This is a genomic window from Nocardia sp. NPDC004711, assembly GCF_053601595.1.
Genome location: NZ_JBSGCB010000017.1, coordinates 103,941 through 124,031, shown reverse-complemented (window position 1 = coordinate 124,031; position 20,091 = coordinate 103,941). Strand labels below are relative to the sequence as shown.

The 20,091-nt window shown below is 69.2% G+C and carries 17 protein-coding genes; 9 read left to right on the top strand and 8 right to left on the bottom strand.

What is annotated here, in order from left to right; translation table 11 throughout:
• Positions 1-24 precede the first annotated feature (24 nt).
• Genes ACWEKS_RS19185 through ACWEKS_RS19165 form a run of 5 tightly spaced genes read left to right on the top strand, consistent with a single transcriptional unit; the run spans position 25 to position 5,660 of the window.
• Positions 25-1,815 carry a nitrite/sulfite reductase gene (locus tag ACWEKS_RS19185; RefSeq protein ID WP_364617707.1) on the top strand — a complete coding sequence of 597 codons (1,791 nt, stop codon included), beginning with the start codon at positions 25-27 and terminating at the stop codon, positions 1,813-1,815.
• A 15-nt stretch (positions 1,816-1,830) separates the two neighbouring features.
• The gene (locus tag ACWEKS_RS19180; protein ID WP_452341336.1) at positions 1,831-2,541 is read left to right on the top strand and encodes a phosphoadenylyl-sulfate reductase; all 711 of its coding nucleotides are present in this window, start codon (positions 1,831-1,833) and stop codon (positions 2,539-2,541) included.
• Complete coding sequence (gene cysD, locus ACWEKS_RS19175; RefSeq protein ID WP_452341335.1) at positions 2,538-3,473, top strand: sulfate adenylyltransferase subunit CysD; 936 nt, start codon at positions 2,538-2,540, stop codon at positions 3,471-3,473. Before ACWEKS_RS19180 ends, cysD begins: the two co-directional genes overlap by 4 nt.
• On the top strand, positions 3,473-4,762 hold the full coding sequence (locus tag ACWEKS_RS19170; protein ID WP_452341334.1) for a sulfate adenylyltransferase subunit 1: 1,290 nt from the start codon (positions 3,473-3,475) through the stop codon (positions 4,760-4,762). The genes cysD and ACWEKS_RS19170 overlap by 1 nt, the downstream gene beginning before the upstream one ends.
• Position 4,763: 1 nt before the next feature.
• Positions 4,764-5,660: a sirohydrochlorin chelatase gene (locus ACWEKS_RS19165; RefSeq protein WP_452341333.1), complete on the top strand. Its 897-nt coding sequence runs from the start codon at positions 4,764-4,766 to the stop codon at positions 5,658-5,660.
• A 5-nt stretch (positions 5,661-5,665) separates the two neighbouring features.
• Here ACWEKS_RS19165 and ACWEKS_RS19160 read toward each other — a convergent pair whose 3' ends face one another.
• Positions 5,666-6,373: a TIGR00266 family protein gene (locus tag ACWEKS_RS19160; protein ID WP_452341332.1), complete on the bottom strand. Its 708-nt coding sequence runs from the start codon at positions 6,371-6,373 to the stop codon at positions 5,666-5,668.
• Between the two features lie 136 nt (positions 6,374-6,509).
• Here ACWEKS_RS19160 and ACWEKS_RS19155 point away from each other — a divergent pair, with 136 nt between their 5' ends.
• The 3 genes from ACWEKS_RS19155 (at position 6,510) to ACWEKS_RS19145 (ending at position 8,629) form a co-directional block, all read left to right on the top strand.
• A complete protein-coding gene (locus ACWEKS_RS19155; protein WP_452341331.1) occupies positions 6,510-7,076 on the top strand; it encodes a hypothetical protein in 567 nt (188 codons plus the stop codon).
• A 24-nt stretch (positions 7,077-7,100) separates the two neighbouring features.
• The gene (locus ACWEKS_RS19150; protein WP_452341330.1) at positions 7,101-7,748 is read left to right on the top strand and encodes an HAD family hydrolase; all 648 of its coding nucleotides are present in this window, start codon (positions 7,101-7,103) and stop codon (positions 7,746-7,748) included.
• A gap of 116 nt (positions 7,749-7,864) precedes the next feature.
• Positions 7,865-8,629: an SDR family NAD(P)-dependent oxidoreductase gene (locus ACWEKS_RS19145; RefSeq protein WP_452341329.1), complete on the top strand. Its 765-nt coding sequence runs from the start codon at positions 7,865-7,867 to the stop codon at positions 8,627-8,629.
• Positions 8,630-9,209: 580 nt separating this feature from the next.
• Here the strand turns inward: ACWEKS_RS19145 and ACWEKS_RS19140 are convergent.
• From ACWEKS_RS19140 to ACWEKS_RS19110, 7 genes are all read right to left on the bottom strand, one after another.
• On the bottom strand, positions 9,210-11,381 hold the full coding sequence (locus ACWEKS_RS19140; protein WP_452341328.1) for an Hsp70 family protein: 2,172 nt from the start codon (positions 11,379-11,381) through the stop codon (positions 9,210-9,212).
• 690 nt (positions 11,382-12,071) lie between these two features.
• Positions 12,072-13,655: an FAD-dependent oxidoreductase gene (locus ACWEKS_RS19135; protein WP_452341327.1), complete on the bottom strand. Its 1,584-nt coding sequence runs from the start codon at positions 13,653-13,655 to the stop codon at positions 12,072-12,074.
• Between the two features lie 16 nt (positions 13,656-13,671).
• A complete protein-coding gene (locus ACWEKS_RS19130; protein WP_452341326.1) occupies positions 13,672-14,676 on the bottom strand; it encodes an AurF N-oxygenase family protein in 1,005 nt (334 codons plus the stop codon).
• Positions 14,677-14,833: 157 nt separating this feature from the next.
• Positions 14,834-15,856, bottom strand: a complete 1,023-nt coding sequence (locus ACWEKS_RS19125) for an Hsp70 family protein (protein ID WP_452341325.1) — start codon at positions 15,854-15,856, stop codon at positions 14,834-14,836.
• A 322-nt stretch (positions 15,857-16,178) separates the two neighbouring features.
• Positions 16,179-17,951, bottom strand: coding sequence for an N-acetylmuramoyl-L-alanine amidase (locus ACWEKS_RS19120; RefSeq protein WP_452341324.1), 1,773 nt, complete (start codon positions 17,949-17,951; stop codon positions 16,179-16,181).
• A gap of 365 nt (positions 17,952-18,316) precedes the next feature.
• The gene (locus tag ACWEKS_RS19115; RefSeq protein WP_452341323.1) at positions 18,317-18,778 is read right to left on the bottom strand and encodes a QcrA and Rieske domain-containing protein; all 462 of its coding nucleotides are present in this window, start codon (positions 18,776-18,778) and stop codon (positions 18,317-18,319) included.
• Positions 18,779-18,910: 132 nt separating this feature from the next.
• Positions 18,911-19,468: a sigma-70 family RNA polymerase sigma factor gene (locus tag ACWEKS_RS19110; protein ID WP_452341322.1), complete on the bottom strand. Its 558-nt coding sequence runs from the start codon at positions 19,466-19,468 to the stop codon at positions 18,911-18,913.
• Between the two features lie 184 nt (positions 19,469-19,652).
• On the opposite strand from ACWEKS_RS19110, the gene ACWEKS_RS19105 reads away from it, so the two are divergent.
• Positions 19,653-20,033, top strand: a complete 381-nt coding sequence (locus ACWEKS_RS19105) for a hypothetical protein (protein WP_452341321.1) — start codon at positions 19,653-19,655, stop codon at positions 20,031-20,033.
• The last annotated feature ends 58 nt before the right edge of the window (positions 20,034-20,091 follow it).

Genomic DNA, 20,091 nt, shown 5'->3' with positions numbered 1-20,091 from the left:
CAAGACCCTTCAGGAGCGACCCCCATGACGTCGAGCACCGACGCCACCAGTTCCGATAACGCTCGATCCGCCCGGCCCGAAAAGCCCGCCGCGGAGCGACGCGTGCGTCCGGATCGCCCGCGGTCGGAAGCGCCCGTCGCGCCGCGGGAGCGCACCGCGCGACCGGTGAAGCGCAAGTCCGAGGGACAGTGGGCGCTCGGGTACCGCGAGCCGCTCAATGCCAACGAGCAGAGCAAGAAGGACGACAACCCGCTCAACGTGCGGGCGCGCATCGAGAACATCTACGCCAAGGGCGGATTCGACTCGATCGACAAGAGCGATCTGCGCGGCCGCATGCGCTGGTGGGGTCTGTACACCCAGCGCGAGCAGGGCTATGACGGCACCTGGACCGGCGACGAGAACATCGACATCCTCGAGGCCCGCTACTTCATGATGCGGGTGCGCTGCGACGCCGGCGCGCTGAACCTGAAGCAGCTGCGCACCCTCGCGCAGATCTCCACCGAGTTCGCGCGCGACACCGCGGATCTGTCCGACCGCGAGAACGTCCAGTACCACTGGATCGAAATCGAGAACGTGCCGGAGATCTGGCGGCGGCTCGAAGCGGTCGGCCTGCAGACCACCGAGGCGTGCGGCGACTGCCCGCGCGTGGTGCTGGGCTCGCCGCTGGCGGGTGAATCCCTCACCGAGATCATCGATCCCACCTGGGCCATCGACGAGATCGTCAAGCGCTACATCGGCAAGAAGGAATACTCCAACCTGCCGCGCAAGTTCAAGACCGCCATCTCCGGTCAGCAGGATGTGGTGCACGAGATCAACGACGTCGCCTTCGTCGGCGTCGTGCACCCCGAGCACGGACCGGGCCTGGACCTGTGGGTCGGCGGCGGCCTGTCGACCAACCCGATGCTGGCCCAGCGCGTCGGTGTGTGGGTACCGCTGAACGAGGTGCCCGATGTGTGGGAGGCGGTCGTGTCGCTGTTCCGCGACTACGGCTACCGCCGCCTGCGCACCAAGGCCCGCCTCAAGTTCCTCGTGAAGGACTGGGGCATCGAGAAGTTCCGTGAGGTGCTCGAGACCGAGTACCTGAAGCGGAAGCTCATCGACGGCCCGGCTCCGGAGCAGCCGAAGCGGCCCATCGACCACATCGGGGTGCAGAAGCTGCGCAACGGGCTGAACGCGATCGGCTTCTCCCCCATCGCCGGCCGCGTCTCGGGCACCATCCTGAGCCGGGCGGCCGACGCGATCGAGCGCGCGGGCTCCGATCGGGTCCGTTTCACCCCGTACCAGAAGCTCATCGTGCTCGACGTCCCCGACGACAAGGTCGAGCAGCTGATCGAGGAGCTGGAACCGCTGGGCCTGCACGGCCGCCCGTCGCACTGGCGGCGGAACCTGCTGGCGTGCAGTGGTATCGAGTTCTGCAAGCTGTCGTTCACCGAGACCCGCAAGCGGTCGCAGGTGCTGGCGCCCGAGCTGGAGACCCGGCTCGCGGATATCAATGCCGACCTGGACGTGCCGATCACGGTGAACATCAACGGCTGCCCCAACTCCTGCGGCCGGTCCCAGATCGCAGACATCGGTTTCAAGGGCCAGCTGGTCGACGACGGCGACGGGAATCAAGTGGAGGGTTTCCAGGTTCACCTGGGCGGCTCCCTTGGCCTCGACTCCGGCTTCGGCCGAAAGCTCCGGCAGCACAAGGTGACCAGCGAAGAGCTGGGTGACTACATCGAGCGCGTGGTGCGCAACTTCATCAAGAACCGTGATGAGGGTGAGCGTTTCGCGCAGTGGGCGGTCCGAGCCGATGAAGCAGACCTGCGGTAGTTGGGAGAAACATCAATGACCACAACGAAACTCGCGGAATCCGAGCTGCGCGCCCTGGTCGAGATGGGCAATGCCGAGCTCGGCCCGAACGCGACCGCGCAGGAACTGCTGCAGTGGACCGAGGACACCTTCGGCGCGAATTACATCGTGGCGTCCAACATGCAGGACGCCGTGCTGGTGCAGCTGGCCGCCCAGGTGCGCCCGGGTGTGGACGTGCTGTTCCTCGACACCGGTTACCACTTCGCCGAGACCATCGGCACCCGGGACGCGGTCGAGCTGGTGTACGGCGTGAACATCGTCAATGTGCAGCCGGAACACAGTGTGGCCGAACAGGATCAGCTGCTCGGCAAGGACCTGTTCGCGCGGGACGCCGCCGAATGCTGCCGCCTGCGCAAGGTGGTGCCGTTGAAGAAGTCGCTGACCGGGTACAACGCCTGGGTCACCGGCATCCGCCGGGTGGAGGCGCCCACCCGCGCCAATGCGCCCTTGATCTCCTTCGACGAGGGCTTCGGCCTGGTGAAGATCAACCCGATCGCCGCCTGGTCCGACGACGAGATGGCCGCCTACATCGAGGCGAACGGCATCCTCGTGAATCCCCTTGTCGAAGAGGGATATCCGTCCATCGGTTGCGCTCCGTGCACGCGGAAGCCGGAACCTGGATCCGATCCGCGATCCGGCCGCTGGGCCGGGCTCGCCAAGACCGAATGCGGGTTGCACGCATCATGACTTCCATCGCTGCATCTGATCTTCTCGCTCCGCTCGGGGCAGAATTCGACACTCTGGCCGCCCTGGAGTCCGAGTCCATCCATATCTTCCGTGAGGTAGCGGGCGAGTTCGAACGCCCGGTGATCCTCTTCTCGGGCGGTAAGGACTCCACGGTGCTGCTGCACCTGGCGATCAAGGCCTTCTGGCCCGCACCGCTGCCGTTCGCGCTGTTGCACGTGGACACCGGGCACAACCTGCCCGAGGTCCTCGACTTCCGCGACAAGGTGGTCGAGAAGTACGGCCTGCGCCTGCATGTCGCGTCGGTGGAGGACTACCTCGCCGACGGCCGCCTGCAGGAGCGCCCGGACGGGATCCGCAACCCGCTGCAGACCGTGCCGCTGCTGGACGCCATCAACGAGCACCGCTTCGACGCGGTCTTCGGTGGCGGCCGCCGCGACGAGGAGCGGTCGCGCGCCAAGGAGCGCATCTTCTCGCTGCGCGACGCCTTCGGCCGCTGGGACCCGAAGCGGCAGCGGCCCGAGCTCTGGAACCTGTACAACGGCCGGCACGCTCCGGGCGAGCACGTGCGCGTGTTCCCGATCTCGAACTGGACCGAGCTCGACATCTGGCGCTACATCGCCCGCGAGGACGTGGAGCTGGCCAGCATCTACTACGCCCACGAGCGCCCGGTGTACCAGCGCGACGGCATGTGGATGACCCCCGGCGTGTGGGGCGGCCCGGCCGACAACGAGGAGCTGCTGATCAAGTCGGTGCGCTACCGCACCGTCGGCGACGGATCCACCACCGGCGCGATCATTTCCGATGCCGCCGACAATGACGCGATTCTGGCCGAGGTCGCCGCGTCCCGGCTCACCGAACGTGGCGCGACCCGAGGCGACGACCGCGTCTCCGAAGCCGCCATGGAAGACCGCAAGCGAGAGGGTTACTTCTGATGTCCGACCTATTGAGACTGGCCACCGCCGGATCGGTCGACGACGGCAAGTCCACCCTGGTCGGACGGCTGCTGTACGACACCAAGTCCGTACTGGCGGACCAGATCGACGCGGTGACCCGCGCCTCGGTCGACAAGGGTCTGTCCACGCCGGACCTGTCGCTGCTGGTGGACGGCCTGCGCGCCGAGCGCGAGCAGGGCATCACCATCGACGTGGCGTACCGCTACTTCGCCACGCCCAAGCGGTCTTTCGTGCTCGCCGACACCCCGGGCCACGTGCAGTACACCCGCAACACGGTGTCCGGCGCGTCCACCGCGCAGCTGGTGATCCTGCTCGTCGACGCCCGCAAGGGTGTCATCGAGCAGACCCGCCGGCACGCCGCGGTCATGGCGCTGCTGGGGGTGCCGAAGCTGGTGCTGGCCGTCAACAAGATCGACCTGGTGGACGATCCGGCCGGCGTGTTCGACAAGATCACCTCCGAATTCGCCGAGCTGACCGCCAAACTCGGCTGGTCGGCCGACGATGTGCAGGAGATCCCGGTCTCCGCGCTGCACGGCGACAATGTCGCCTCGCGCTCGGAGAACACCCCGTACTACGACGGGCCCTCGCTCATCGAGCACCTGGAGTCGGTGCCGGTGGACGCGGACGTGCACGGCCGCCACGAGGTGGGGCTGCGTTTCCCGGTGCAGTACGTGATCCGGCCGCGCACCGCCGAGTACCCGGACTACCGCGGCTACGCGGGTCAGGTCGCGGCGGGCGTGGTGTCCAAGGGCGACGAGGTCGTGGTGCTGCCGTCCGGCACCCGCACCACGGTCGAGCGCATCGACACCCCGAACGGGGAACTGGGTTCGGCCCAGCCCGGCCGCAGCGTGACCCTGATCCTGGCCGACGACGTGGACGTCTCGCGCGGTGACGTGATCGCCGCCGCCACCGGCGCTCCCGAACCGATCGAGGCCTTCGACGCCACCGTCTGCTGGCTCGGCGACAAGCCGCTGCGCCCGGGCGCGCGCCTGCTGCTCAAACACGGCACCCGCACCACGCAGGCTATTGTCGGCGCGCTGCTGGAGCGTTTCGACGAGCAGCATCTGGCCGCCGATCCGGCCCCGGAGTCGCTGTCGCTCAACGACATCGGCCGCATCTCGGTGCGCGTGGCCGACCCGATCGTGGCCGACGACTACAGCGTCAACCGCCACACCGGTTCGTTCCTGCTGATCGACCCCGCGGGTGGCAACACCCTGGCCGCGGGCCTGGTCGGCGACGCGCTGACCGCGGTCGAGGTCGGGGCCTGAGATGAATCCGCCCGGCAACGGCGCCGTTCCGGCCGTCCCGCCGGGCGGGGCGGCCGCTCACCGCGCACCCGGGACACTGTCCACGGTGCGCGGCGGCCCGGCCCGCCCCTTGCGGATCGAGGACGCGCCCGCGCTCATCGCCGTGGCGCACGGCAGCCGGGATCCGCGCTCGGCCGCGACCATGCGGGCCGTGGTCGCGCGGATCGCGGCCCAGCGGCCGGATCTCGATGTGCGCCTGGCGTTTCTGGATCTGAGCACGCCCTCGGTGGATCAGGTCGTGGATGCGGTTGCGGCCGACGGGCATTCGCATGCCATCGTGGTTCCACTGCTGCTGGGCAGTGCCTTTCATGCCCGGGTGGACCTGCCCGGGATGCTGGAGGCCGCTCGCGCCCGGCATCCCCGGCTGCGGCTGACCCAGGCCGAAGTGCTCGGCCCCGATCCGCATCTGATCATCGCCCTGCGCGATTGCATCGTCGCGGCCGTGAGCGCGGACGCCCCGCCCGCGACGTTGACCGACGTCGCCCCCAGCGCGAGCCGGCCCGCCGGTCCACGCTGGGGCATTGCCGTTGCCGCCGTGGGCTCCTCGTCCACGGCCGCCAATACCCGCACCGGTGACGTGGCACGGCTGCTGACCGCGATGACCGGCTGGGACACCGAAATCTGCTTCGCCACCACCGAACCCACGGTGCAACGGGCGTTCGCCCGGCTCCGGGCCCGCGGCGCGGACCGCGTCCTGGTCGCGCCCTGGTTCCTGGCCCCGGGCCTGCTCACCGACCGGCTGCACGACGCCCTGCCGCAACTGCCGCACGCCGAAACCATCGGCGCACACCCGCTCTTGGCCGAAGTGGCCCTGGACCGCTACGCCACCGCCGCCCTCCCCCTCGAACTCTCGGCCTGACGTCGTCAGCGCTGCGGGGCGCCGACGTCCGGGATGGGCAGGTACGGGATGAGGGAGTGGGCGAGGTTGGTGATGGTCAAGGACTGCAACCAGACTCGGCCGGGGCCGGTGAGGGCGGCGAGGAAGAGGCCGTCACCGCCGAAGAGCACATTGCGGATGCCCTTGACCATGGTGATGTCGAAATCCACCGAGGCATCGAACAATCCGATGTGGCCGGGGTGGACGCGGAGGGTCTCGCCGGGGGCCAGATCGTATTGGACCACCTCGCCGGAGAGCTCGACCCAGGCGTAGCCGTCGCCGCTGAGTCGCTGCAGCGTGAATCCGGTGCCCCCGAAGATGCCCGCGCCCAGGCGGCGCTGAAAGCTCAGAGCGACGCGGACATCGCCTGCGGCGCAGAGGAATCCGTGCCGGTGCACCAGGTATTCGCGCCCCTTGCCGATCTGTACGGGCAGGATCTGGCCGGGGAGTTTGGCGGCGAAGGCGACCCGGCCGGGATCGCGGTGGGCGGTGTACTCGGTCATGAACAGGCCCGCGCCCGCCATGGCGCGGCGGACCGCGCCGAAGACGCCGCCCGCGGCGCCGCGGGTGGAGGTGCTGAGGCGGATGGAGTCGGTCATCCAGGAGAGCTGGCCGGCCTCGGCGATGAGCCGGTCACCGGGGTCCAGTGCGACCTCGAGCACCGGCATGACGGTTCCGCGAATCCTGGCGTCCATCAGGTTCTCCCCTCCCGCGCACGACAACTCACACCAGTGTGCCTCGATGCGAGCCGCCACGGGATCGTTGCCGACTTGCCACCGGGACGACCTTCTTAGTAGTTTAGGATTCCCTTACCTAACAGAAGGCTAGGCCATGCTCCAGACCAGTGACGCCCGGCATCACACCGGGACGGCGGGACTCCCGCACGATTCGTGGCGGATCGTGTCCGCCACGGCGCTACTGGCCACCGGCGCCTTCGCGGCCGCCGTCTGGATCGCCGCCCACGTCACCACCAGCCCGGCCGTGCACACCGGCGGGCTGTTCGTCCATCTGGCCTCGCTGGTGGTGGGTTTCGGCGGGGTACTCACGGCCGATTCCTTCGTTCTGCGATGGGCCGCAGGAGGTCTCGGACTGGCCGAGACCCTGCGGGCGGTCGGCCGCCTGCACGTGCCGATCTGGCTGGGCCTGGCCGGGCTGGTGGCCAGCGGCTGCGTGCTGGAACCGAATCTCGCCTCCACCATGACCCGCACCAAGCTGGCGCTGGTACTCGTGCTGACGCTCAACGGGATTCAGGCATGCGCGCTCAACCGCCGCCTGCAGGCCCGCGGCGAGCACCCGCTGACGCCGCGGCTGCTGGCCTGGGGCGCGGCCACCGGACTGGTGTCGCAGCTGTGCTGGTGGGGCGCGACCGTCATCGGCTTCCTCAACGCACAACGCTGAACCACCGCCCGATACGCTGGGCGAATGATCAAGGCTGCGGTATTCGATGTGGGCGAGACGCTGATCGACGAGACGCGCATCTGGTGCCGATGGGCCGACCGGTTCGGCGTGCCACGCTTCGCGTTCCTGGGCGTGATCGGCGGCATGGCGGCCACCGGGCGGCCGCTCACCGACGCCTTCGAATTGGTGCGGCCGGGCATCGATATCGAGGCCGAGCAGGTCGCGTGGGCCGCCGAAGAGCCGGAGAGCCTGCGCAACAACTTCGACGCCGACGACCTGTACCCGGATGTGCGGCGGGCGCTGGGCGAGCTGCGGGCGCGCGGCATCAGCGTGATCATCGCGGGAAACCAACCGCCGCAGGCGAAATCGGCACTGGAGCGGATGGAGCTGCCGGTGGACGCGGTGTACACCTCGGCCGAATGGGCGCTGGAGAAGCCGGATCCCGAGTTCTTCGCGCGGGTCGCGGAGGTGGCGGGGGTCATGCCCGGCGAGATCTGCTATGTCGGGGATCGGGTCGACAATGACGTGCTACCGGTCCTGGCGGCGGGCATGATGCCGGTGCTCATCCGGCGCGGGCCCTGGGGGTACCTGACCGCCGAGCAGCCCGACGCCGCGCGGGCGACGATCGTCGACGGACTCGACGAGCTGCCGGATCTCCTCGCCCCCGCCTGATTCCGGTTAGATGACATATCAAGTGTGACGGCCGTTTTCCGCCAGCGGCCACCCCCCTCGCGGCGTTGACTATGACATGTCAACGAAATCAGCTCTACCGCAAGGGGAATGCAGTCATGACGGATGCTCGATTCGAATCCAAGGTCGTTCTGATCACCGGCGCCACCTTGGGGGTCGGCGCGGCCGTAGCGCGGCGGATCGCCGCCGAGGGCGGGGCCGTGGTGCTCGGGGCACGCGGCAAGGACGCCGGTGACCGGATGGTGGAGGAGATCCGGGCCGCGGGCGGACGCGCGCTGTTCGTGCCCACCGACGTCACCGTCGAAGCCGACGTGGAACGGCTGACCGGGGCCGCCATCACCGAATTCGGCCGCCTGGACGCGGCTTTCAACAATGCGGGCGCGGTCAATGCCTTCGGTCCGGTGCAGGACATCGACGAGACCGGGTGGCGCGCGGATCTGGAACTCAACCTGACGGCCGTCTATTACGGCCTGCGCCACCAGGTTCCGGCGCTCGCGGCCGGCGGTGGCGGCGCGATCCTCAACAATGCCTCCAACCTCGGCGTCGTCGGTATGGCGCAGGTCGCGCCCTATGTCGCCGCCAAACACGGTGTGGTGGGCCTGACCCGGGCCGTCGCCATGGAAGCGGCCGACCGGTCCATCCGGGTCAACGCCCTGGTCTCCGGCGCGGTCGACACCCCCGCCTTCCGCGCCTCCATGGGCGCCACCCCGGAGGGCGAGGCCGCCATCGCCGCCCTGCACCCCCTCGGCCGCATCGCGCGCCCCGCGGAAATCGCCGCCTTCTGCGCCTACCTGCTCAGCGACGAGGCGAGCTTCATCACGGGCGCGGCCCTCGCCATCGACGGCGGCTTCACCGCCCGCTGAGACGCGACTGGCCCACCACCGCGCCCGGGCACAGGAAACGCGAGGTGGGCCGGTCACTTTCGACGATGGGGACGCGGACGTCGCAGGTCCGCCACGCCCTCATCGCCGGTCCGTGCGGGCGAGCTGCCGCTCGCCCGAGCCCGGGGACGAGGTGGGGCGGGTTGGTCAGTCCCGCCGGCCACCTACGTCACCGTGGGGAGCGGGCCGATGGTGGGACGCCACCGCCCGATCTCCCCCGCAACCCCCACCGGCGTGCGGGAGCACACGCCCGATGGGGGATTCGCCGAAAGGCCTTCGCCCACAACGAATCGAGGCCACTACAGGTCCGGCATCCGACCGATGCGGGCGCCCGGCAAAGATCCATGCGACCAGGACCGTCGCGGCGGGATCCGCGGTGCGGCCGAACGACCCCGGCCGACGGGATGCACAGTGCCGCGGGGAATCAGTGGTGGCCACGACAGGTCCGGCGTCCGAACGATGCAGGCGCTCACCGAAGATCAGCGCCGCCAAGACCGCCGCGGCCGGATCGGCGGTACGGCCGGACGAGCCCGGCCGACGGGATGCGCAGTGCCGCAGGGGATCAGTGGTGGCCACCGCCGCCACCTCCGCCCTTGCCACCGCCACCCATACCGCCGCCCATGCCTCCGCCGCCGCCCATCCCGCCGCCACCCATACCGCCGTGGCTGCCCATGCCGCCGCCGAGGCCGCCACCCTTGGGGAAGCCGCCGCCTGAGGCGTTGCCGCCGGTGTTGGCGCCGCCGGTATGGGTGCCGCCGCCGATCGAGCCAGGGGAACCGCCACCGGGGGTCGAGCCTCCGGGAGAGGTTGCGCCCGTTCCGGTTCCGCCGGGCTTCGAGCCGCCGGGGTTGGAGCCGCCGGGGTTGGAACCACCCGGGTTCAAGCCGCCAAGATTTGAACCACCCGGGTTCGAACCACCCGGGTGCGAGCCGCCAGGGTTGGAGCCACCCGGGTTGGAACCGCCCGGAGAACTGCCCCTGTTGGCTCCCGCCAGGTCGCCGGTTGCGCCGCCCGGAGTGCTGCCGCCACCGCCTGCTGGGGTACCACTGCCGGGGGTCGAGGTGCCGGGATTTCCGCCGGCGTTGGTTCCGCCGGTGGAGGTGCCCGGGGTGGAACCGCCTGGGTTCGAACCGCCTGCGGCTCCGTTTCCGGGCGTGCCACCTCGGGTGCCGGGTTGGGTTCCGCCCGAAGTACTTCCGGGAGTTGTGCCACCAGGCTGGCCTGCGCCGGGTTGACCGGTGCCGGGCTGGCCACTGCCGGGTTGGCCCGCGCCAGGCTGACCCGCGCCGGGCTGACCGGTACCGGGCTGGCCCATGCCGGGTTGGGTTCCGGGTTGCGTTGCGCCGGGGATGGTTCCGCCGGGGAGGGTGCCGAGGACGCTGATCTTGGGGACGTGGCCGGAGTACGAGCCGACGGTCCAGCCGCCGAGGGCGGGGTTCTGGAACGGGAGGGGGTTGGTGAACTGCGCCGGGTTGCCGTAGGTGCTGACCGTGCCTGTGACAGTGCGGGTTTCGCAGTGGGTGCCGCCGCCGGTGGAGTCGACGGGTTGGCCGGCGACCCAGGTGGGGGTGACGGTCGGGGCCAGCGGGGAGTGGGCACGGACGGCTGCCACGGTGGCGATGGCGTGGGTACCGGCGCCGGGGGGCGCGCCGGCATCGTCGAGGACGATGACATCGTGGGTGCCGAGGGGCGCGGTCCCGCCGGACGGCTCGGCGGGTTCGGGGGCGGCCTGGAGTCCGGGCGGTCCGGCGACGGGCCCGCCGAGCACGGTGGCGGCGGACATGGCGAGCGCGGAAGCCACTGCGGCGCCGGAGATCACGGCGGCGCGGGGGGCGTATCGGGCGATGGCCGAGCCGGTATCCGCGCTGTGAAAGGCCGCGATGGACGCACCCACCGCCACGGTATTGGCCGGATCGGGCGACATGACGACCGGGCGACCCAGGTCCGACAGCACGCGGGCCACCTCGGCGGGGCGGGCCGCGCCGCCGATCAGCAGGACCCGGTCGATCTCCTCCATGTGCAGCCCGGCCCGGTGCACGACCGAACGCACCAACCGTAGCGAATTGCGAATGTGCCAGCTGCGCAGGCGATTCGTGTCGGAGGCGGGTACCACGGCCGAGACCGGCTGCGTCGAGCCGGGCGCGATGCTGCGCGCGTAGCGGGCCAGCAGGGCGCCCAGCGGCCGTCCGCCGTAGTCATACGAGCGTTCGGCCCGCCCGAGGATGCCGCGTTCGTCGCGATCGGACTCGGTGCGCACGACAGCGACGTCCAGGGCGTTCCCGCCGAGGTCGTAGACCAGGGTGAGCCCGGATTCGGAGAGGCCGTATTCCTCGTCGAGCCATTCGACCGCCGCCACCGGCTCGGGCATCAGCATGACGTCGGCGGCGCCGGACCAGTCCAGTGCCCGCCGCAATCGCGTGACGTGTTTGTCCGAATAGCAAGCGGGATAGGTGGTTACGGCGGGGGCCTCGGGGGCGTTGGTCTCGATGAGCCCGTTCACCACGGCCGCCACCAGGTCCGCCGGGGACCAGATGCGACCGCCGATGACCACCGGGTCCGGCTCGCTGGTGAGATCGGCGAAGTCGGTGACCACCGGGACGAAGTGGGGAATGCCCCCGATCTGCGGGCCGCCGGCGCTGTCGAAGGTGACTGCGGTCCGGCGAACACGCACCGCGGGCCGGTTCCGATCACCGGCCGTGGTCGCCCAGACGGAGTTCACTGTGCCGATGCTCATGCCAAAGCCAACTGTCATTGCCATCCCGTCAACGCACCGAGACCACGGCCCACGGGCGTACCAACCATGTGGTCGCGGTCGTTTTCCAAACAGCGCGTTCAGGTTAGCTGTCGTTTGCGGTACTCGAATATCGGATTGGGAGAAAAGATTTCGCGTCCAGTAGCGAAGATAGCGAATCTACTGGTCATGCAACCGTCCGAACAAGATCGAATCCAACTGCGCAATAAAAGCAACCGAACAGTCTTCCTCAACAGCTACAACTCAGCGAACAAATAATTCATACCGACCGGTAGGCGAAGAGTGTCCGAAAAATCAGACCGCAGTCTCAGTAGGGGCGTGTGGACTACCGATCACTGGTCGGTAGCTGCCTCGGATTACCCCACGCGAGCCGCTTCACCGTCCGTGATTCGCACTGAAATCTTCTCTACTACCGCAGACGTCGCAGCGAGCAAACACAGCATTACAACTCGCACAACAACATCGGTACAGTGTCTCCGCACCGCCCCCGAAAATTCGCAGCCGAAGCGCGACCGAATACGGTGCCCAGCACAAAAAGTCATCAACCGTAATACGAGAAGCCCGCCAAGGCAGGGAAAGACCGGCCACAAAAGGGACGAAACGGCGAAAGCCGCCGCACGCGCAGGGGGTTGGCGTGCGACGGCCTTCATGGGCGGCGCCGACAGAGGTGGGTCAGCGGCGCACCATCAGGGAAAGTCTGCGACGGGGGCGGTTGACCGCGCCGCCACGGATGGCGTGCGGTTGACGATCACCGACCAATCGGTCGAAATCGCCTGCGCTGTACGCCGGTTGCGCCAGGCGGCCGGCATTGAAGTCGTCCACCAGCTGACGCACGGTCTGCTGCGCGCAGGACTTGTTGGTGCCGATGAACCCGGTCGGACCACGCTTGATCCAGCCGGTGACATAAGCACCCGGCACCACCGAGCCGCCGGACTCCTCGAGCACCCGGCCGTCCAGATTCGGGATGACCCCGGCCCGCTCGTCGAACGGCACGCCCGGCAGAGCCACACCCCGGTAGCCCACCGAGGTCAGCACCAATCCGGCGTCGAGGGTCTCGATCTCCCCGGTCGGGACCGCGTGCACCGCACCGTCATCGCCGGTGACGAGCTCGTTGCGCACCACCTCGACCCCGGTCACGCGGTCCACGCCCGCGATCGCGACCGGCGCCGACAGGTACCGGAAGACGATACGCTTGCGACCGCCCACGGGCCGATCGGCCAAGCCGCGCAACAGCTTCAGCTTGTGCTCGACCTTCTGCGGCATGCCCTCGACGATCTCGGGAATCTCACCCTCGACCGCGATGTCGACGTCCGCGCCCAGCAGGCCCACGAATTCCGGTACGGTGAAGGCGGATTCGGCCGGACCGCGTCGCCCGAGGATCACCACCTCCTCGATAGTGCTGCGCCGCAGGGCATTCAGCGCCCGCTGCGAGACATCGGTGCCGACCAGCAGCTCCGGATCGGCGGTGAGAATCCGCGCAACGTCCAGCGCCACATTGCCGTTGCCCACGATCACCGCGCGCCGGTGCGACAGGTCGAAGAACCGGCCCGCCTGATCCGGGTGCCCGTTGTACCAGGCCACGAAGTCCGTGGCGGAGGTAGTGCCCGGCAGCCCCTCCCCCGGAATCCCGAGCTTGCGGTCCGAGGACGCACCGACCGCGTAGATCACCGCGTGGTGGTGCGCCAGCAGCTCCTCGTGCGAGACATGTTGTCCCACATTCACATTCAGGTAGGACCCGAAGCCCGGCTGCGCCGAGATCACGTCGAAGAGGTCACCGACCCTGCGAGTCTTGGTGTGATCGGGCGCGACACCGAAGCGGGCCAGGCCGTAGGGCGTGGTCACCTTGTCGAACACGGTCACGGAAACACCTGGCTGCGTGAGCAGTTCGTCGGCCGCGTACATGGCCGAGGGCCCGGAGCCGATGACCGCCACCCGCAGCGGCTCCCGCCCGGGCTTGACCTCCGCGGCCGGAATCGGCTGCGCCAGCAGCGGCCGCGGCCGCTCCTGCCGGTAGAAGTCGGCATTGATCTCGATGAACGGCAGCTGCTCGGAAGTCAGCTTCTTCGACGACGTGATGGCGTCCACCGGGCACGCGGTGGCGCACGCCCCGCAGTCCACGCAGGCCTGCGGGTCGACGTAGAGCATTTCCGCGGTCAGGAAGTCCGGCTCGTCCGGGGTCGGATGGATGCAGTTGACCGGGCAGGCGTAGACGCAGGACGCGTCGCTGCAACAGGATTGGGTGACAACGTACGGCACTGTACGTCCCCCTCCCCTACGCGGCCTTGCCGGAGCGGATCGGCTCCGAGCGGTAGCGCGAGGCCGCGCCGTCGATGCCGAGCAGCTTCCAGACCCGCTTGGAGATCGGGTTCATCAGGCCGATCTCGTGGGCCAGCGCTCGCACGTCGATGAAGTAGTCGCTGAAGACCTGCTTGGCCTCCTTGGAGCCGTAGAACAGCTCCTTGCGCACCTGCTCCGGAATGTCGAACTCCTGGAAGAACTTCTTCGGCGGGGTCGCGATGGAGCGGCCCAGGATGAACATGACGATCGGCATGGCGATCGAGAGGATGAAGCGGTTGGCCGCGTTCTGCTCCGGCACGTGGTGCTTGAGGAACTCGTGCGCGAAGGAGATGTGGCGCGCCTCCTCGGCGACGTGAATGCTCATGACGCCGCGCATGATCGGGTGCACCTCCTCACCCGAGCGCAGGATCTGCTTCTGGATGTGGTCGATCGGCTCCTCGCCGGCGAGCACGGCCATGAAGAACAGGTTGGGGAACGCGATGGCGACCGGCACGCCGAACAGGCGCAGCTGCCGGACGAGCGGGCCCATGCCCGGGACGTCCACGCCGATGCGGTTCACCATCTCCTGGAACATCAGGGTGTGGTTGAGTTCCTCGGCCATCTCGTGGGTGCAGTAGCGGAACTCCGCGTCACCGTTGGGCAGCGAGAAGGTGTGGTTCACCATGCCGCTGATCAGGATGGACTCGAACTGCAGGCCGACCTTGGCGATATTGGCCTGCCGGTACTTGCCGACCTCGATCTGCTGCTCCACCGGGAGCGACTGGTACCAGTCGTGGCGGCCGAGGGGGTCCGCGGACTCCGGCAGGATCCAGCGCTCGGGGCGGGCGTTGGCGTCGAAGTCGGGGTTGTCCCAGTCGATGTCCTCGTAGGGGTCGAAGTTCTTGTTCACCGACCCTTCCGAGAGCAGCAGCAGCTTGTTGGCATACTCCTGAGCTTCGGCAACCACGGGGTCGTCAAGGGGGGTCGTGGTCGGAGACATCGTCGTCACCTCTCCAGTCAGTGGCGTTATGTGTACCCCATAGTTACACCAAACAGGAGAGGCGTCAACAGCCCGTTCGCACGATGCTTGCACGAGTTAGCGCCGATCAGCAGGCGAGGCCGCGGCGAACCGGCGAGTAGCAGGACAAATGATCACTTCAGAGCGCTGCCACCCTGGTGACGCGCCGGAACAGACCCAGCAGCGAACGAGGCCGATGGCTCCGCGAATCCTGGGCGATCAGCGCCTGCCGGGCCGCGATGGCAGCGCCATCGGCGATCGTGCGCTCCGGATCGGAGGCCACCGTCACCGGACGCGCCAGCTCCTCGGCGAGCACCTGCGCCACCTCCGGCGGGCGCGCCGCGCCGCCGACCACCAGGATCCGATCCACATCGGCCATGGTGACGTCCGCGATGCGCAGGCAGCGGTAGACCAGCGCCAGCGAACGGCGAATGTGCTCACTGCGCAACTCGCCCGAATCGGCGTCCGAGAGCCCGCGCGGCACCACCTGCGATCCGGCCGTGCGCCGCAGCGTGCACGCCACCAGGTCCCCGAAGGCCCGGCCCCCGTAGTCGACCGAGTGCAGCGACGATCCGACGATGGGATTGCTCGGCGCGCCGATGCCCACCCGCAGCAGCGTGACATCCAGCCCGGACCCGCCGAGGTCGTAGACCAGCGCCAAACCCGGTGTGAGCGGCCCCCGTTCGGCAGCCAGCCAGGACGCGGCGGCGATCGGCTCGGCCAGCAGGGTGGCCCGGGTGAGGCCGACGCCGTCGAGAGCGGTGCGCAGCTCGGCCACCAAGGCGGCGGGGTATCCGGCCGGATGGGTCACCGCGATTCCCGTGTCACCGGCGCCCAGCGGTCCCGCCGGCGCCTGCCCCAGCACCTCGGCCACCACGCTGTAGGCCACCGTCGCCACCAGATCCGCGGCCGACAGCGCCCGATGCCCGACCCGCGCGACCGGAGCCTCCCGCTGGGTGAGGTCCGCGAATTCGGTGATGACCCGCCCGTGCCGGGGAATGCGGCCGACCCGGGCGCTGCCCGAACTGTCGAAGGTGAGGGTGGTGCGCCAGGTGGCCGGAGGCGCACCCCGACGGCCGTGCGGAAGCTTTCCGGATCGATCCGCCGCCGTGGAGCAGACCGTATTCACCGTGCCGATACTCAAACCCACACCGAGCGCCATGATCCACCTCGATCGATGAGTCGACTACGCCGGCCGTCCGACCCGACCCGAATTCATGCAACTCCTGCGCCGGATGCTTGCCAACCACCGGACACGAGGTTGTCCGCTCGTGCGCCGGTGAGCTGCCACGACCATGCTGTCCAGGCAGTCGATGGCGAGGCACCCCACGCGCGTTCGGATCGCGGAATGTTTGCCCGATGTCGGCTGTTCGCCCGATACGGGAAACCGGATGCCGAGCGGTTCGAATGGGGCCGATGTGGACGAAATCGCCCCCGCTCCGGAGGATTCGGAGCGGGGGCGATTCGTACCGCACTGATGCGGACTACTTGGTGGCCGTGCTCAGCAACGTGCTGCTCAGCACCGAGACCAGGCTGTAGGCCAGGTTGACCGCGTCGGAAGCGAGACCGGAATCGCCCGTGAGCATCTTGGCGAGCGGGCCCAGGAACTTGACGGCCAGCTGCAGCAGCGAATTCACGGAAATCCCGTTCAGCCGAGTGGTTTTGGAATTCTTGTCGGTCGCCGGGGCCGGTGCGCCCGGAACCTGCGCACCCGGGGCCTGCACGCCCGGGGTCGACTGCGTACCCGGGACGGCCGGCGTGGCCGGAGTCCCCTGACCGCCCGTAGTGCCCGGCGATTGCCGTTGCGGCGCACGCTGATCCGCGATCGGCCGCGCGACGGGCTTGGTCTGCGCCGGCGGTGCGGGCTGCGCCGCCGGCGGCTGGGCGCCGGTCTGCGGCGGCGTGCCCGGCTGCGGCGCGGTCTGCGGCTGGGTACCCGGCGTCTGCGACTGCAGCCAGGTCTTCAGGAACTGATCGGCGAGCTGCTGGGCGACCTGCAGACTCCCCTCGAGCGCCGCTTCACCCGGCTGCTGCGCCGGAGCCGAATTCTGTGGCGCCGGAGCCGGATTCAGTTGCAACGGTGCGGGAGCCGCCGTATACCCGGGAAGCTGCGCCGGGAACGTCGATGTCTGCCCCTGCTGAGCAGGCGTCGCCTCCGGTTGCGCCGGGGCCGGTCCCACCTGAGCCGGAGTCTGCCCGGGCTGGGCCGGCGTCGCCGGAACGGCGGCCTGGGGCGCCTGCGCCGGCACCACGGCCGGCTGCGCCTGCGGCACCGCCGCCTGCGGTGTCTGCGCCGCAGCAGGATTCTGGTGTGCCGCAGCCGGATTCGGATCGACAGGAGCGCCGGCCTGCGGCGCCGGGACGGGGGCCTGCGCGGGCTGCGGCTGCGGCTCGGCGGGCTGCGCCGGAACCTGTTGTCCCGGTTGTGTTCCCGGCTCGGACGCCGGCCCGGCGTCGGCAGGCACCGGCACGCCGAGCAGGTAGGACGCGATCCCGGTGGTGATGGTGACAGCGTGCTTGAGCTGCCCCTCGGGGGATTCCAGCTGCTGCGCGTCCTCGGCATTGGCGCCGTTGCCCATTTCGAGGAATACGTCCGGCACGGCGGTCAGCGCGGGCCCGGCAATGTCGGAGCGGGTCTGGAGTCCGTCGACCGCCCCGTTGTAGGTGGCGACCTGATACCCGCTCTGCACGTAGGCATCTCGCATGGCCTTGCTGGCGGTCAGCCCGGCGCCGCCCTGCACCTCGCTGACCTTGGCGTCGGCGACGGGCAGCGCCGGCACGATGAGGTGGAAGCCGTGCCCGTCGGCGGGACCGCTGTCGGCGTGGATGCTGAGGGCGATATCGGCGCCGGAGGCATTGGCGGCCTTGGCCCGATCGTCGATGCAGCCGCCCCAGCCGGTGTCGTCGGGGCGACTCATCACGACGTGCGCGCCCAGGCCCTCGAGCGAGGTGCGCACCAGCTGCGCGACATTCCAGTTGATGGTGTGCTCGGCAATGCCGTGCAGGCTGGTCATGCCGGTGGTCTGGCACGCCTTGGTGCCACCGCGACCATCGCTGACCTGCTTGTTCTCATCCTGAGTGTGATTGTCGCCCTGATGGCCCGGGTCCAGGAAGATGGTCTTCCCGGCGAGCTTCTGGGGCAGCTCCGGCAGCGCGGGCGCGGCCAGGGCGGCGACCGGGACGATCCCGGCCACGGTGGTGATCGCCGCGGCGGTGACGGCGGTGCAGATTCCGGCCTTAGTGATGCTTGGCTTCATAAGCGGACGGCGCTCGGGGCGGAGCGCCCCTCCCTTCCCACTAGTAACACCAGACCCAGCTGTTCACTCTGGCAACACCAGTTACTTTCTGGCAAGCTTCGTGATGGAACCGTTACCAGTGGTCAGGCGTCCGAAATCGCCGTCCTGGGCGCAACCGGCCGCAATGGGCAAAAGACCACTGCGCTCACTATCCCGCACTTCGCAGCCCCCACCCGGGCGACGCGCCCGGACGGAATCCGCCCCCGCAGCGCGAGGCGTGCGGGGGCGGTCAGGTCGGCACTGAGAGCAGGTGGCCTCGACACGCCCGAGCCGAGCTCGGGGCGGCTCGACACCCTCCCCGGGGTCCAGCTCGGTGACGGGTGGTATCAGGCCGAGACGATCTGATCCCCGTCGACGCGGATGGCCCTCGTGTCCAGCGCGCGCGGCGCGGGACCACCGGCGACCGTGCCGTCCAGGTTGAATGTGCTGCCGTGGCACGGGCACTTGATCAGGCCGCCCTCGACGGCATTCACCTTGCAGCCCAGGTGGGTACAGGTGGACGAGAACCCGTCGAAGGTGCCGGCGACGGGCTGGGTGATCACGGTGTCACCGCTGATGATGCCGCCGCCGACCGGAACGTCGCTGGTACTGGCCAGGACATTGCCCTGTTTCTCGGCGGCGGCCGGATCGTTCTTGGCCGGGGCCGGATTGGGTGCCGCCGAGGCCGATTTGTCGGAGGTGCTGCTGCAACCGGCCACGGTGAGCGCGGTCGCGGCGACCGCGGTGGTGGCCAGTGCGGTCCGGCGGTCCATGCGGAACCCGCCGGGGGCCGGGGTGGTGTCGGTCATCGGTAACTCCTCGCTCGGGGCCGAGCCGATGTGGATCGGCCGCTGCTTGTTCGACGTGCGGAGGGGGTCTGCAGGTTCACCTATCCGCGACATGCCTGCGGCCCCCGGGAAACTACATCCTCCGGCGTCGGGTCACGCGCTGATCGGCAATCGGCGCAGCGAGCGCAGGGCGTAGTGCACCCGGGTCTTGACGGTGCCGACCGGTATGCCCAGGTCGGCGGCCACATCCTGGTAGGCACGATCACGCAGGATCACCTGCACAATGGCGTCGCGCTGCGGCGGCGGCAGCTGGTCCAGCAGGTCGGCGACCAGCAGCCCGTCGGCCAGCGCCTCGGTGAAGTCGGGGCGGGCGCAGCGGCTCTCCGCCTGCTCCCCGATCTGGTCCCAGCTGCTGTCACCGGGACGGGCAGCCCGGAAGCGGGCGGTATCGGTGAGCACATTGCGTTCGATGGTGAGCAGCCAGGTGCGCACGCTGCCCCGATCCGGGTCGTAGCTGGCGCAGGCGCGCCACGCCCGCAGCAGGGTCTCCTGCACGGCGTGTTCGGCGAGGCCCGGGTCGCCGAGACGGCTCATGGCCCGCCAGTGCAGCAGGCCGCGGTCGGTGGCCAGGACGGCCGCCAGACCTGCGTCGGTGCACAGCCGGGCGCAGTGGTCGGCGCAGCCGGTACTGACCGGGCGAAGACTTCCCATGTTTGAATATCGTCGCGGGAGCCGAAAGAGCATCGCTCGAGTTTGTGAATTCCCCGAAACCAACCTATTTCCCGAAAACAGACCGGAATTTCTGATAGACCCTCCCCCGGGAGATGCGGGGATCTCTCCCGACACCGCACGCCGGGAACCGTGCGGTGCAGTGAGCTGCTCAGGGAGGAACACCGTGCGTGCAGGCGCGCTCATGGTCGCGGGAGCATTCGCTTCCGCGCTGACAATGGCCGCAACCGGAATTGCGGCGGCCGAACCGGCCACCGATATCACGGTGGACGGGACGTATCTGGTCAATGTGGATATCGAGCCGGGCACGTATATCGGCGACGGGACGCCGGATCCGGGCGCCGGCGCGTGCTTCTGGCGGCGGCTGTGGAAGGTCCAGCAGCCGGGCGACTACCCGGACCCGAACTACTACATCATCGCCAGCGACTTCACCCGGACGAGGCCGATCACAGTGGAGATCAAGGCGACCGATGTGGGGTTCTCGACCGAGAACTGCGGGGCCTGGCATCTGCAGCCCGCGCGGCCCAGTACCGGCTCGTTCGGATGACCGAATGGCCCTGGCGGGTACTGGGATTGGTGATGCCGCTGCTGCCGCGCGCGATCAT

Bases quoted from the DNA above. Each gene is read 5' to 3' on its own strand.
- ACWEKS_RS19150 (WP_452341330.1), top strand. From the start codon at position 7,101: ATGATCAAGGCTGCGGTATTCGATGTGGGCGAGACGCTGATCGACGAG.
- ACWEKS_RS19120 (WP_452341324.1), bottom strand. From the start codon at position 17,951: ATGAAGCCAAGCATCACTAAGGCCGGAATCTGCACCGCCGTCACCGCC.
- ACWEKS_RS19145 (WP_452341329.1), top strand. From the start codon at position 7,865: ATGACGGATGCTCGATTCGAATCCAAGGTCGTTCTGATCACCGGCGCC.
- ACWEKS_RS19165 (WP_452341333.1), top strand. From the start codon at position 4,764: ATGAATCCGCCCGGCAACGGCGCCGTTCCGGCCGTCCCGCCGGGCGGG.
- ACWEKS_RS19115 (WP_452341323.1), bottom strand. From the start codon at position 18,778: ATGACCGACACCACCCCGGCCCCCGGCGGGTTCCGCATGGACCGCCGG.
- ACWEKS_RS19155 (WP_452341331.1), top strand. From the start codon at position 6,510: ATGCTCCAGACCAGTGACGCCCGGCATCACACCGGGACGGCGGGACTC.
- ACWEKS_RS19140 (WP_452341328.1), bottom strand. From the start codon at position 11,381: ATGAGCATCGGCACAGTGAACTCCGTCTGGGCGACCACGGCCGGTGAT.
- ACWEKS_RS19125 (WP_452341325.1), bottom strand. From the start codon at position 15,856: ATGGCGCTCGGTGTGGGTTTGAGTATCGGCACGGTGAATACGGTCTGC.
- ACWEKS_RS19180 (WP_452341336.1), top strand. From the start codon at position 1,831: ATGACCACAACGAAACTCGCGGAATCCGAGCTGCGCGCCCTGGTCGAG.
- ACWEKS_RS19170 (WP_452341334.1), top strand. From the start codon at position 3,473: ATGTCCGACCTATTGAGACTGGCCACCGCCGGATCGGTCGACGACGGC.
- ACWEKS_RS19160 (WP_452341332.1), bottom strand. From the start codon at position 6,373: ATGGACGCCAGGATTCGCGGAACCGTCATGCCGGTGCTCGAGGTCGCA.
- cysD (WP_452341335.1), top strand. From the start codon at position 2,538: ATGACTTCCATCGCTGCATCTGATCTTCTCGCTCCGCTCGGGGCAGAA.
- ACWEKS_RS19110 (WP_452341322.1), bottom strand. From the start codon at position 19,468: ATGGGAAGTCTTCGCCCGGTCAGTACCGGCTGCGCCGACCACTGCGCC.
- ACWEKS_RS19130 (WP_452341326.1), bottom strand. From the start codon at position 14,676: ATGTCTCCGACCACGACCCCCCTTGACGACCCCGTGGTTGCCGAAGCT.
- ACWEKS_RS19185 (WP_364617707.1), top strand. From the start codon at position 25: ATGACGTCGAGCACCGACGCCACCAGTTCCGATAACGCTCGATCCGCC.